The sequence below is a fragment of the Ruegeria sp. YTSC199 genome, from assembly GCF_059609725.1.
Genome location: NZ_JBXWMF010000052.1, coordinates 1 through 11,535 on the forward strand (window position 1 = coordinate 1; position 11,535 = coordinate 11,535).

Sequence of the window (11,535 nt, forward strand, 5' to 3'; positions counted from 1 at the left end):
GTTCGCTGAGCTCGCAGCCTGACTCCCGAGCAATTGCTGAAACTGCTCGGCGGGCTCAAAACTTTGCAACAGAACCCTCTGAAGGTGTAGACGCCCCCGCTGGCCTCGATGTGCCATTGTGGGTTTGCAAACAACATGATTGGAGGCGTCTATGGAAGAGATTAGCATGATTGGCCTGGATTTGGCGAAGAACGTTTTCCAAGTGCACGGAGCAGATCACTCGGGTCACCCTATTCTGCGGAAGAAACTGCGCAGAGGTCAGGTCCTTGAGTTTTTTGCCATGCTACCGAGATGCGTGGTTGCGATGGAGGCTTGCTCTAGCGCGCATTACTGGGGCCGCGAGATTGGTCGCCTGGGTCACGATGTCAGGCTCATCCCACCTGCGTATGTGAAACCGTTTGTGAAGCGACAGAAAAACGATGCCGCTGATGCAGAGGCCATCTGTGTGGCTTCGAGCCGTCCCACCATGCGTTTTATCTCGGACAACAACGGCAGGCAGCCCTAAAAACAAACAAGGGATCTATCACGACCGGCCGCCAGAGCGGCGACCTTGACTGACGCCTTCCGGCACGGCCGCGCGCCAAGCAGAGGTGCCCTTGCAGCGGGAACAGATGCGTTCGCCAAAACCTTCGCTCCAGAAAGAGGATTTGCAGCGCAAGCAGAACCGTTCCTTGGGCGCATCTGCAAGCGCACGCTTTGGCGGGTCCGAGACGATGAATTCCTTCTTCTTTTGCATCAGTTCCTCGCGTTTCGTTGATTCAGGCATTCGCTTCTTCAACTTCATTCGGGCATAGGCGAAGTGGACTGTTGGCATGGCATCCCTTCATTTTCGGCGTTCTGAATTTCAGAGCTGTCCTGCGGAAAAACTTGCGGGGTATCGTCTTTGGGACTTTGGTCAACGAGATCGACATTCTCCCGCGTTGTCCGCGATCCCGAGTAAAGATGCCGCAATTGGGCCTCGGATACCCCGTCGGCCTGCATCACAAGCTGCACCATTGGGTCTGCCAGCATTTCTTCCAGAAAAACATCAGACAGCTCTCTTCCTGAAAGCTTGTCCTTCGCGCGGGCATTGTCGAGATCAATCAATGAAACGGTTAGGCTCCGGGCTAATCCCGGATGGGAAATGCGTGGATGCAGGTGGACAACAACCGAGGCCTTCCAAGCTTCAGGGTCTTGGTGATCCGGAGGCGAGGCGAGTTCGGTCTCGATTTCATACTCGCCGGCGGGGAGCGTTTCTGCAAAACCGGGCACTGTGAATGGCCAGTCGAAAACTGCGATGGTCTTGCTGAATTGGTCATCCATTGCGGTGGTCCTTTCGATTAAGGGCCAGGTAGGGCTCGCCAGCCCGCTCCGGCGCGACTCTCGGGGTTTTTCGAGATTGGCTGAACCGGCCTTTGCCGCCCTGATTGTCGGTTTCCTTATTCGACGGTTCAGCAGGACGGCAGACCTAATAGCCAGGTCATTGAAAGACTTGATCCCAATCGATTTCGGATTTTCCACTGAGACCTCGGTGCGTCGATCAGACCCGAAAATTCGCACGTAGCCTATCAGTATATGGGGTTTGAAGGGCCGATTTACTACGGCGCGTTGCCAAGCAAATCAGCACATGACGCTCGGTATCGGACCGCGGAGCGCTATTTGAGAAGTTACAACAACTTCAAATTTAGGCAAGCTTCGCTATCCCCGTTAGTTTTGGCAAGTTTTCCTTGCATAGTCGAATTCTCGCGACATCCGGCGCGTTTATTGCCCCCATAAGAGCGTTGTAGTTCATGCCTATTTTCATTTCTCGCCTGACGGGCCCGGTGAGTTTGGCTGAGCCGGTGTGATCGCTTGTTGCGCCGCGGTAGATTGTACCTGAGGGAAATTTCAGACTGCTTCCTTCGGTATCCCGCTTTCTAACATCAAGGGTCGAACAGGTTCCATGGTCGCTTTCCAGTTGCAATCTAAACATCCCACTGACCGTAGCAAACCAGTGTGAATTGACGAGGACGGCCTTGACGCAATCATATTAAGATGCATCAAGGTTCAGCCCTTCTATGCACGCTTTGGCGAGATCGCGGTTCGGAGAATCGGAACCAGGCATGGTTGCCCAACCCGCATCCATCACGGCGTCGCGTCGCTTGTACGACGTGGCAGCCTGGATCGTTGCGAGCTTTGCTAAACGCTGATTATCCGTGCGGGACATGTCGTGGCAAATTGGCACGAGCGCCGCGATCACCTGGTCCCGCGCCATTTCGCTTGCCAACTTGTTCGCGCTTCCGCCAGTCATCCAGCCGCCCCAAGAAAATCCAACGACGCCGACAAACACCGCGCCGAGCAGCGCGCCATACATACCAGGTTTCAGCCATTCAGGATTGGTCATATCAAGTCCTCCAGCGGAGAAAGCGCCGCTTCGCTAAGTTGAATTGTTTCACAGCGGGCCTAGTCGCAGGCAATGGCGTGCTCCAGATCCTTTTGTGTTGTCATGTGCATCGTTGTTTGACCGACATGACTCCCTCGACCCCTGACCATCAGGTAGGTCGCGGTGCGTCGGTAAGCCTCAAAGCTGACGCCTTGCAGCAACTCCTCCTCGAAGAGAATTTCATACGCGCCAGCCGGAAACACGATGTCGCTGTTTCCCAACCTGAAGGCATTGGTGAACGTCACCATTGATCTGATCGAACGCGTGAGCATCCCATACCTCCGTTGAATTGATCGCTGGATTTCCGGTACCGACTATGGTCGGCCGCATCAGTCCAGATGCCCCGTCAAGTCACAGCACTTAGGGCTATATTATTCCCAACCCACGGGCTTTATGCTGATCGAAGTTAGTACCCATCAGGTTCTTTACTGTCAGGATGTGTGCAACAGTCTCACCCCCAACAACCGGGGCTTGAAGGTGGCGCATCCAGGCAGATGCAAGTCTGTGCGCCTTGCAGCAATCAAGCAATATTGAATGCGGTATCCAACGCGTTGGTCGGTATCTTTGTCCCAACGATTTTTGTCGAGCGCCGCTCCCCAGCCCGAAAGGAAAAATCATGTCTGTATCAGATGTTCTTCGCCCGGATGGCCCCGACTATGACCCTTTCCTGCTTGCAGTAGTGGGTGAAGACAAAACCGGTGCAACAGTCACGGTTTTGTCAGCCCTTGCGCGTCTCGGGCTCGAGCCTTGGACCGAGGCTCGTGAGCTTACACTTCTGGGCCGAGATGCAGCGCATGCCCGGCTGAAAGCGCATCTTTCGACAGTCAGAGATGTACCCACGCTTGATCATGCGAGCGGCAGCGTGGCGACAAAGTTGGTGGCCTTGTTACCTAAGCGGGTGTCGCATCGCGTTTCGAAATTGCCCGAGACAATAAAGTATACCGGCCCCCGGATCCCGATCTATTGGATGCTGATTTCACTCATGGACGCTCTGATACTTGCGCGGATCTTTTATCTGGCTCAAGCGGGCTAACCTGCGTCAGTACGAAGGCGCTCTCAAACCTGTTAGGTGACATGTGTCCGCTGTGTATTTGGTTGGCATTTTTTTTGAGTACCTGAGGAGCGCGGGGAACATGGAGCTCCCCAAAAGAGCTGTATGAGTCTCGTGCTTCTTATTCTCGGACCGTCCAGGAAAGGACATTCCAACGAATGATGAAAACCAGAGTCAGGAAAACCACACCGTCAAGCACATGGCCTCCGTCAAGGCCGCTTGGGACAAAGCACCTGATGGGCCCAAAAAGGCGACGGCAATGAAACACTATCAGGCCGCTGAAAGTGCCCACGAAGCAGAAAATGACGAAGAGGCTCACAAGGAACTTAAGGAAGCCAGTAGGGCGCTGATGTAACGTCACGCGTTGGAGATGTAAGCAGGATCGTCCAAAACCAGATTGTGGACCCAATCAGGCCAGAAGCGGCCGCTTCTGATCCAGATACGCTGGATCGAAATCCGCCAGTTTAACCAGACCCTCATAGTTATTGAACGTCACAAACCCATCCCGAAATGTAACCAACTCGTCCTCCCTGAGTTTGCGCAGGACGCGGTTGACGTGAATGGCGCTCAATCCCAGTGCATCGGCAAGATGGTACTGTGTGAGCGGGCAGGCATAGCCTTTCTTGCTGCCCATCCCCACAAGCGACAGCCTGACTCCAAGTTCCAGTAGGAAATGTGCCATGCGCGCATCCGTATCACGCCGCCCAAGCCCGACAAGATGTTCGACAACCATCGCTTCGTCGCGTGACACGGCCCATAAAATTGCAGTGGCAAGCCGAGGTGTCTCTGCGAAGGCTTGCAAAAGATCACTCACCAGAACCTCGGCGGCTTCGATTTCAACAATCGTCTCAATGCCATGGTCTGACGTGTGCAGCAAAACGCTGCGTAGCCCAAGGAAATCCCCTGGAATCTGGAAATCGACGATTTGGCGTGATCCGTCAGGCTGAATCTAATATGAAACAACCCAGCCTGCGGCGAGGATATAGGCAGCCTGTTCCGATTGTCCCTGATGAACAAGATCACGGCCAGCCTCAAAGGTTCTCCTCCGCTGGTGCAATTGTTCCAAAACGGCCAGTTCCGCCTCTGCCAAGGCAACAAATGCCGAGAGTTTCTGTGTTAGCGGGCTGGTGTTGGTGTTCATCGTTGGATTTCCCCGAGCCTGCAAAGACTCTACGAAGAATTTGGTATTGAGGCTACTTTCGATCAGTCCAAAATACCAAAACTCATGTGACAATAGAAAAACCATCACCACCTCGCCTGGTCACGAATCCAATGACTATAAAAGGAATGACCCCAATGTCAGACCACCAAGATCCCGCAGGCATGGCTGCACTCTCGATCTGCGAGGCTCTTCTACTTGCCTTAAACGATCTCAATCTTCTTCAGGAACGTGAGATCGTCGGGGTTTTGCGCGATGCTGCCGTGACCCACGAGTGTGCCAATGGTTCGGAATTAGAGCTAGAAACCCATTCGGCAGTCGCCAAATTGATCAACGAGATTATTGTCAGCGGTAACTTCTCGCGCCGATCTTAGATCACGCGGCCAGGTACTTGTACGTCCTGTTGTTCGTGTTTCTGCCGACGATGCTCCGCGCTGCAATTGCTGGCATGTGGTTCTTTTACCTGCAGCACCAGTTCGAGGATACCAGTTGGCAGCGGGAAAATGATTGGAGCATTCAGGATGCGGCGCTTGAAGGCAGTTCACACTATGCACTGCCCGGAATGCTGAGCTGGATCGCCGGGAAAGTCGGAGTTCACCATGTTCATCATCTGGCCAGCCGCATCCCGTTCTATCGTCTTCCGGAAGTCCTTCGAGGTCATGACGTCCTTGCCAACACCCGGCGCATCACTCTCCGCGATAGCTTGCGCTTCTCAAGCCTCGCGCTCTGGGACGAAACCGAACGCATCGTTATAGTGAGTTATGAATCAATCCGGGTATAGATCAGAAACTTCGGAAACCAAATTGCGAAGCATGCCAAAGCGGCGCTCCAATGGCCTTCGGACACCATGGGCCGGAGTTGCGGCTATTGCCCATGTCTCCATCCCTTCCTGACGACGCGAATCCTGCACGCTCCGCCTTGGTTGCAATCTTCATCCTGCGACTATGAAAATTACTTTTTCTTACTCCCTATCTTGACCGGCTTCTGACCCTTTGAGAAGTCGGCCGTCGCCACGATTTTTTCCTTTGCTTTCTTTGGCTTTTTAACTTCGCGGTTGCCGCGCCTCTTGTCACCTTTCGACATCTGAGTTCCTTTCAGGTTGGTTTCTCTTAATACGTTTGCATGTTACAGATCGACCGACTGCATTGAGGTGGTCCCGTCGTTGGGTCAAAAGACCTGCGTCACGCCCTCAAGGGTCCCAAATCTGATGCAGTTCCAGACCTGTAGGGTTTTTGTGCGACCATCGCCTCGGTTGTGATCAGAAGGCTTGCAATCGACGCCGCATCTTCCAGAGCAACCCGGACAACTTTGGTGGGGTCAATGATCCCCGCTGTCAGCATGTCGACATAAGTTTCCGTTTGAGCGTCGAACCCGAAGGATGGGTTTTCGCTTTCGATGATCTTTGCCGCGACGACCGATCCGTCCACGCCGGCATTTTCGACAATCTGACGCAGCGGTGCCTGGATTGATCGCCGGACGATCCTGATGCCGGCATCTTGGTCGGAGTTGGCACCTTCAAGGGTCGCAAGCGCTTTGTCTGAATGGAGCAGCGCAACACCACCGCCTGGAACAACACCTTCCTGAACCGCCGCGCGAGTGGCGTTCAACGCGTCGTCAACCCGGTCTTTGCGTTCCGTTACCTCAATCTCCGTGGCCCCTCCGACCCGGATGATGGCGACCCCGCCTGTCAGTTTAGCAAGACGACTCTGCAGCTTTTCCCGTTCGTAGTCGGTCGTCGTATCTTCGATTTGGGAGCGAATCTGGGCGACCCGTGAAGTGATTTCTGATCTGTCGCCCGCGCCATCAATGACGGTCGTATCGTCCTTGGAGACGACGACTTTCTTTGCGGCACCGAGCATGTCCAGCGTGACGGTTTCAAGTTTGGTCCCCAAATCGGTCGAGATCACTTGACCGCCCGTCAGGATCGCGAGATCCTCCAGCATCTCCCTGCGGCTATCCCCAAACCCAGGCGCCTTCACGGCGGCAACTTTCAATCCACCACGAAGCTTGTTGACCACAAGCATGGCCAGCGCATCGCCCTCCACGTCCTCGGCAACAACCAGAAGCTGCTTTTCGGCTTCCATGACTGCTTCGAGCAACGGCACCATGTCGGCAAGAGACGACAACTTGCTCTCGTGGAACAGGATAACGCAGTCTTCCAGCTCTACGCTCATCTTGACCACATTTGTTATGAAATATGGGCTAAGGTAACCGCGATCGAAATTCATGCCTTCGACCACTTCGGTTTCGGTCTCCAATCCCTTGCTCTCTTCAACCGTGATTACGCCTTCAGTTCCGACCGCAGCCATCGCATGGGCGATCTGACGGCCAATCGCTACATCCCCGTTGGCGGAGATGGCCCCTACCTTCGCAATTTCAGCACTGTCGCCAACCGGTCGGGACAGGTCCTTGATCTTTGCGACGACGACCCGGACGGCTTGTTCAATACCTCGCTTCAGATCCATCGGGTTCATGCCAGCGGCAACGGCCTTCATCCCTTCCTTGACGATCGCCTGAGCCAGAACGGTAGCAGTGGTTGTTCCGTCGCCAGCCTCGTCGTTGGTGCGGGACGCAACTTCCTTCACCATCTGGGCTCCCATGTTTTCAAAGTGATCCGGAAGCTCGAATTCTTTGGCAACAGTAACGCCGTCCTTGGTGATACGCGGGGCACCGTGGGATCTGTCCAAAATGACGTTACGACCTTTGGGACCAAGAGTGATCCTGACGGTGTTCGCCAGCATGTTGATCCCTGTTAGCATTCGGGTGCGCGCATCAGCACTGAATTTGACGTCTTTGGCGGACATGTCGGGAACTCCCTGAGACAAGAATTGGATGATGGTCTGCCGCGTCGGAAAAGACCGACTGGTCCATGGTCTTTTCGTCTTCGTCGAAAAGGCGACGTCGAGTGAATGGCCTCGAAGCGCTCCTTTTTAAGGTTTGCCGAGCAGACCAGCACTGGACGGAGGCGTGCTGATCGGGCGGGTTTCATTCGGGCGGGAGCGGTGGCGGTTTCTTTTTCGGATCCACTTCAAAGGTCGGGGAGCCAAACCACTACCGCGCGGTGTCACAAAAATCGAACCGTGTTTTTGGTGACTATGATCGCGTTAATCAAATCAGCAACGGCCTGATGGCGTTTTGTTTCCAATCCTATTGTTGGAGCGTTTTCGTGAGCCATCGCCGCGGCGCGTAATACCCTCGCGGCTTGGCGTTGCGGAAGCAATTTTTTGATTATTCAAGGAGAGCGACGGTGCCTCGCTGGTCGAGAGTGCCGCCATTCCTGCAAACTCTGTTGGGTCAGACATCATGGGCCGTTCCTGTTGCATGAATTCATCAGGATCAGAATTGGGCCCGATGAATTCAACCATCGTTGCAGAATTTGCTGCATGTTGGACTGATTGAAAGCAGTTTCGCGTCGAATTTTCTTATGAAATTTTCGTCGCACTTGGAGTACCCAATAAAAACAAGCAAAAACAGTCCTCTCACTCGAAAACTATCTGCATTCGTCGCTCTTTCGGGTGCTGAACGGTTGTGTTGCAAACTTTTAAAACGGCCAGAGTTAACGACATGCTGGACACATTTATCCAGCGATCACAGCAAACAACCGAAAGACCGAAGTTGAAGCGCTAGAGAACTGCTTCATTCAGATCATTTGGACGAGTTCGATGCCATCCAGCTTAGCGGACGCGGATGCGGATGCGGATGCGAAGGATCCGAACACACACATGCGCCGAAACGCAGTTGTGTTTAGTCCATGCGGCAGGAATTCAGCGCAGGGCGCCTTTTCGATTATGCTCGCGCGGCGATCATCGGCGAATATTTGGGAGCCTATCTATTCAATGTGCCATAATCTACGCGCATGACCGACCGCTCTGCAGACTAAGCGAACATAACATGCTCCTTCAACTTGTGCGATTGCCATGGAGTGTAGTCTATTCGTGGAAGCATTGGAGGACGTCACATTGTGGGTGTCATTGCTTGACCGCCTTTTGAACAAGATCATCCAGGAAGGTGAGCTTGCGTTGACTTGGCCGGATGGGCGTTGCAGCACCTATGGCCGCGGAAAAGGGCCCAGTTCAGCCATAACCCTCCACGACAAAGCGCTTCCGCGCAAATTGGTAATGAACGGCGATCTCGCATTGGGCGAAGCCTATATGGATGAGACTCTAACAATTTCGCAAAACGATTTACGCGGCTTTGTTTCGCTAATTGTGCGCAATGCGAACAACTATGGTGGTGGGCGTTACGGCACGTCGGTCACAGGGCTGCGCAAGTCACTTAGACGTATCGCACAGTATAATCCCGTTCATATCGCGCGCAGAAATGTCGAACATCATTATGACCTTTCCGCTGATCTCTATGAACTTTTTCTTGACCAGGACCTTCAATATACTTGCGCCTTTTTCTCAGACCCGGGGCAAAGCATCGAAGAGGCCCAGGAAGCAAAGAAGGCGCACATAGCCAAGAAGCTCTTAATCGAACCAGGAATGACAGTGATGGATATCGGCTGTGGTTGGGGCGGCATGTCAATTACCTTGGCGCGAGACTATGGAGCGAAGGTGGTTGGCGTGACCTTGTCCAAAGTGCAGTTGGAATATGCAAGAAGCAGAGCCGAAGCGGCAGGTGTCGGGAATATGGTCGAATTCCGCCTGATCGACTATCGGGACGTCAACGAAGAATTTGACCGTATCGTTGTGGTCGGAATGATGGAGCATGTTGGTCGGCCCCAATATCCAACATTTTTTCGCAAACTGCGTGAGAATCTGAAACCGGATGGCGTCGCATTGGTGCATACAATCGGTCGATCCACCGCACCCGGTCGAACGTCGCCATGGATTCACAAATACATTTTTCCCGGCGGATATGCACCATCAATGTCCGAAGCCATGAAGGAGATTGAAAAGCAGGACTTGGTGACCACAGATGTTGAAGTCTGGCGCGGCCACTACGCGCGAACGCTTCAATGTTGGCAGGAAAAGTTCGAGGCCAATCTGGAATCGATCCGCGACCTCTACGATGATCGGTTTCTGCGAATGTGGCGATACTATCTGATCGTATCCGAGATGGCCTTTTCGGAACAGGGCTTGGTTGTATTTCAGTTTCAGCTAAGCCGAGGTCAGATGGTTGTTCCTGTAACCAGAGATTATCTGTGCAAAACGTCTAATCACTCGGGCTGAGGGTCGTGGGAGTCAGCGGTTCCAAAATACGGCGAAGGAGCCTGTGCGGGCATCGAGAACAATAGAACTTAACGTGAAAACATCGAGAAAAAGGGTTCCGCTTTGGGCTTAGAGCGGTCATCGACAGGCAGTACAACTTCACTTTTTTCAGACAAAACCTGACTGTCGCGCTGCGGCCCAGTGCCGACATTGATGGCCCTGTCCCTAGCTGTGGCTCAACTCCCCCAAACCGGACGTTCATCGTTGACGCAGCATTTTCGTTGTTCGGGACCGAACGTTACAGACAACACGTAAGTGGTGGCTGTCCTTTCCATCATCGGTGGTATCTCTCAGGCGCTGAGTTACAATCCATGGCGGTTACTCTGAATTAGCCTTACAAGGATGCAATGGGAACGCAGTCAAGCCTCTTGGCAACTGCGAAACAGGAGTTGCGCCCGTGGTAGAGCCAGAAACATTTGCGTTCCTTGCGGATCTCGGAATGAACAACCGCAAAGCCTGGATGGACGAGCATCGCGAAGAACGCGATGACGCCTTGCGCAATTTCGCTGGTATCGCAATGACACTGCACGACTATGCTGATCGCTTTGATCCTTTCGTGGCTGAGGCGGGGATCAAACCGAAGCGAAGCTTCACCAAATTCTTTCAGGAACCACGAGACCGCATCGGGCGTGCTCTATACCGCTCGAACGTGGATGTTTTTGCCAATGCTGGTGATCCCGAAGAAAGCTTCGGATACTATCTCCACATCGAGCCAGAAAATTGCTACGCAGGAGGTGCACTTTTCAAACCCTCCAAGGACGCGCTCGTCCGAATGCAGACGCGTTTGATCAATGATCCGAGCGGCCTGACAGCCATCTTGGACGACCCTGAGTTTAAGAAGATTTTCCCGGACGGAATTGTCACGCGAAAGGCGTTGGGTACTGTGTCGGAAGGCTTTGCAAGTAACGACCCCGCCGCGCCCTATCTGAAAATGGCTGGCCTGGGATGCCGCAAAGATCTGCCAGACGCTCTGCTGCTTGACGACGAGGTAATCGATCTGCTGATTGAGATCTTCCGCGCCGCCCGCCCGCTGGTGCACTACTTCGACTGACTCTGCGCAGAGAGAATTATGCGAGTGGGGTGTTTTCGTGGGATGGCGCTTCATCCGTGAACACAGTCTGCGTTCTCGGCTATGCAAAACGCGTGCCGCAGGAAGCTAATTTGTAGCGCTCTCATGTCAAATAGCCCATTGAAACGTAATACCCCCGCTGCCATCGGACAACGGGGGCTGTTTTTCAGCGTCGAGGAATGATTACATCATCCTTCGCGTTCCAACTTCTTACGTGCCAGCTTTCTGGCGCGGCGGATCGCTTCAGCTTTCTGGCGCGCGTTTTTCTCAGATGGCTTCTCGAAATGTTGCTTGAGCTTCATTTCACGGAAAACGCCTTCCCTCTGGAGTTTTTTCTTAAGAACCCGAAGGGCCTGATCAACATTGTTGTCGCGTACACTAACCTGCATGTGGTTTACACCACCTTTCTGGTCTGAAGTTTGCAATATTGCAGGAATAGACCAAATAGCAATCTTGTCCTAGATTGTACAGCATACCGGTTGCAGGTGGGGCCGGAAGTAATCGTCATGCTCACAGCATCGGCCATTTAGGCTAGATGACATTGAATTCGCACACGGCCCTTAGGGGATGAGGTGGATGGCTCCTGCTCCACCGGCATCGAACGTGCCAAAGTGCAGTTGTTATCGACTGCTAGGAAAGGAG

General features: G+C 53.4%; 14 protein-coding genes and 2 pseudogenes. 7 read left to right on the forward strand and 9 right to left on the reverse strand.

The features are described from left to right. Positions 1-151: 151 nt before the first annotated feature. Positions 152-478, forward strand: a pseudogene (locus AC2FEE_RS25080) (IS110 family transposase); the annotation flags it as partial. Between the two features lie 45 nt (positions 479-523). On the opposite strand, the gene AC2FEE_RS25085 reads toward AC2FEE_RS25080, so the two are convergent. From AC2FEE_RS25085 to AC2FEE_RS25100, 4 genes are all read right to left on the reverse strand, one after another. Beyond that, a complete protein-coding gene (locus AC2FEE_RS25085; RefSeq protein ID WP_496868146.1) occupies positions 524-766 on the reverse strand; it encodes a hypothetical protein in 243 nt (80 codons plus the stop codon). Between the two features lie 14 nt (positions 767-780). Next, positions 781-1,302, reverse strand: coding sequence for a hypothetical protein (locus tag AC2FEE_RS25090; RefSeq protein ID WP_496868147.1), 522 nt, complete (start codon positions 1,300-1,302; stop codon positions 781-783). A gap of 706 nt (positions 1,303-2,008) precedes the next feature. Continuing rightward, on the reverse strand, positions 2,009-2,362 hold the full coding sequence (locus tag AC2FEE_RS25095) for a hypothetical protein (protein ID WP_176865328.1): 354 nt from the start codon (positions 2,360-2,362) through the stop codon (positions 2,009-2,011). Positions 2,363-2,421: 59 nt separating this feature from the next. Further along, positions 2,422-2,649 carry a hypothetical protein gene (locus AC2FEE_RS25100; RefSeq protein ID WP_496868148.1) on the reverse strand — a complete coding sequence of 76 codons (228 nt, stop codon included), beginning with the start codon at positions 2,647-2,649 and terminating at the stop codon, positions 2,422-2,424. Between the two features lie 368 nt (positions 2,650-3,017). On the opposite strand from AC2FEE_RS25100, the gene AC2FEE_RS25105 reads away from it, so the two are divergent. Beyond that, positions 3,018-3,434, forward strand: coding sequence for a hypothetical protein (locus AC2FEE_RS25105; RefSeq protein ID WP_496868149.1), 417 nt, complete (start codon positions 3,018-3,020; stop codon positions 3,432-3,434). A 217-nt stretch (positions 3,435-3,651) separates the two neighbouring features. After that, positions 3,652-3,807 carry a hypothetical protein gene (locus AC2FEE_RS25110; protein ID WP_496868150.1) on the forward strand — a complete coding sequence of 52 codons (156 nt, stop codon included), beginning with the start codon at positions 3,652-3,654 and terminating at the stop codon, positions 3,805-3,807. Positions 3,808-3,861: 54 nt separating this feature from the next. On the opposite strand, the pseudogene AC2FEE_RS25115 reads toward AC2FEE_RS25110, so the two are convergent. Continuing rightward, positions 3,862-4,593: pseudogene (locus tag AC2FEE_RS25115) on the reverse strand (Crp/Fnr family transcriptional regulator). Between the two features lie 155 nt (positions 4,594-4,748). Here AC2FEE_RS25115 and AC2FEE_RS25120 point away from each other — a divergent pair. Then, a complete protein-coding gene (locus AC2FEE_RS25120; protein WP_299664513.1) occupies positions 4,749-4,985 on the forward strand; it encodes a hypothetical protein in 237 nt (78 codons plus the stop codon). 35 nt (positions 4,986-5,020) lie between these two features. Next, entirely contained in the window at positions 5,021-5,392 is a 372-nt protein-coding gene (locus tag AC2FEE_RS25125; protein ID WP_496868155.1) for a fatty acid desaturase, read from the forward strand. A gap of 170 nt (positions 5,393-5,562) precedes the next feature. On the opposite strand, the gene AC2FEE_RS25130 is transcribed toward AC2FEE_RS25125, so the two are convergent. The 3 genes from AC2FEE_RS25130 to AC2FEE_RS25140 all read right to left on the reverse strand — a co-directional run bounded on the left by AC2FEE_RS25130 (position 5,563) and on the right by AC2FEE_RS25140 (position 7,976). Continuing rightward, positions 5,563-5,694, reverse strand: a complete 132-nt coding sequence (locus AC2FEE_RS25130; protein WP_268952749.1) for a hypothetical protein — start codon at positions 5,692-5,694, stop codon at positions 5,563-5,565. A gap of 98 nt (positions 5,695-5,792) precedes the next feature. Next, on the reverse strand, positions 5,793-7,415 hold the full coding sequence (gene groL, locus AC2FEE_RS25135; protein WP_496868151.1) for a chaperonin GroEL: 1,623 nt from the start codon (positions 7,413-7,415) through the stop codon (positions 5,793-5,795). Between the two features lie 309 nt (positions 7,416-7,724). Further along, positions 7,725-7,976, reverse strand: coding sequence for a hypothetical protein (locus AC2FEE_RS25140; protein ID WP_496868152.1), 252 nt, complete (start codon positions 7,974-7,976; stop codon positions 7,725-7,727). Between the two features lie 552 nt (positions 7,977-8,528). Between AC2FEE_RS25140 and AC2FEE_RS25145 the strand changes: the two genes are divergently transcribed. Both AC2FEE_RS25145 and AC2FEE_RS25150 read left to right on the forward strand, forming a co-directional pair. After that, positions 8,529-9,785, forward strand: coding sequence for a class I SAM-dependent methyltransferase (locus AC2FEE_RS25145; protein ID WP_496868153.1), 1,257 nt, complete (start codon positions 8,529-8,531; stop codon positions 9,783-9,785). 436 nt (positions 9,786-10,221) lie between these two features. Continuing rightward, a complete protein-coding gene (locus AC2FEE_RS25150; RefSeq protein WP_496868154.1) occupies positions 10,222-10,875 on the forward strand; it encodes a DUF2461 domain-containing protein in 654 nt (217 codons plus the stop codon). A 206-nt stretch (positions 10,876-11,081) separates the two neighbouring features. Here the strand turns inward: AC2FEE_RS25150 and rpsU are convergent, their stop codons facing one another. After that, positions 11,082-11,282, reverse strand: coding sequence for a 30S ribosomal protein S21 (gene rpsU, locus AC2FEE_RS25155; RefSeq protein ID WP_114869331.1), 201 nt, complete (start codon positions 11,280-11,282; stop codon positions 11,082-11,084). Positions 11,283-11,535: the final 253 nt, after the last annotated feature.

What these genes read in the sequence shown, in the direction of transcription:
- AC2FEE_RS25120 (WP_299664513.1), top strand. Translation starts at nt 4,749, where the DNA reads ATGTCAGACCACCAAGATCCCGCAGGCATGGCTGCACTCTCGATCTGC.
- AC2FEE_RS25105 (WP_496868149.1), top strand. Translation starts at nt 3,018, where the DNA reads ATGTCTGTATCAGATGTTCTTCGCCCGGATGGCCCCGACTATGACCCT.
- AC2FEE_RS25110 (WP_496868150.1), top strand. Translation starts at nt 3,652, where the DNA reads ATGGCCTCCGTCAAGGCCGCTTGGGACAAAGCACCTGATGGGCCCAAA.
- AC2FEE_RS25130 (WP_268952749.1), bottom strand. Translation starts at nt 5,694, where the DNA reads ATGTCGAAAGGTGACAAGAGGCGCGGCAACCGCGAAGTTAAAAAGCCA.
- AC2FEE_RS25090 (WP_496868147.1), bottom strand. Translation starts at nt 1,302, where the DNA reads ATGGATGACCAATTCAGCAAGACCATCGCAGTTTTCGACTGGCCATTC.
- AC2FEE_RS25100 (WP_496868148.1), bottom strand. Translation starts at nt 2,649, where the DNA reads ATGGTGACGTTCACCAATGCCTTCAGGTTGGGAAACAGCGACATCGTG.
- rpsU (WP_114869331.1), bottom strand. Translation starts at nt 11,282, where the DNA reads ATGCAGGTTAGTGTACGCGACAACAATGTTGATCAGGCCCTTCGGGTT.
- AC2FEE_RS25145 (WP_496868153.1), top strand. Translation starts at nt 8,529, where the DNA reads ATGGAGTGTAGTCTATTCGTGGAAGCATTGGAGGACGTCACATTGTGG.
- AC2FEE_RS25085 (WP_496868146.1), bottom strand. Translation starts at nt 766, where the DNA reads ATGCCTGAATCAACGAAACGCGAGGAACTGATGCAAAAGAAGAAGGAA.
- AC2FEE_RS25140 (WP_496868152.1), bottom strand. Translation starts at nt 7,976, where the DNA reads ATGGTTGAATTCATCGGGCCCAATTCTGATCCTGATGAATTCATGCAA.
- AC2FEE_RS25095 (WP_176865328.1), bottom strand. Translation starts at nt 2,362, where the DNA reads ATGACCAATCCTGAATGGCTGAAACCTGGTATGTATGGCGCGCTGCTC.
- groL (WP_496868151.1), bottom strand. Translation starts at nt 7,415, where the DNA reads ATGTCCGCCAAAGACGTCAAATTCAGTGCTGATGCGCGCACCCGAATG.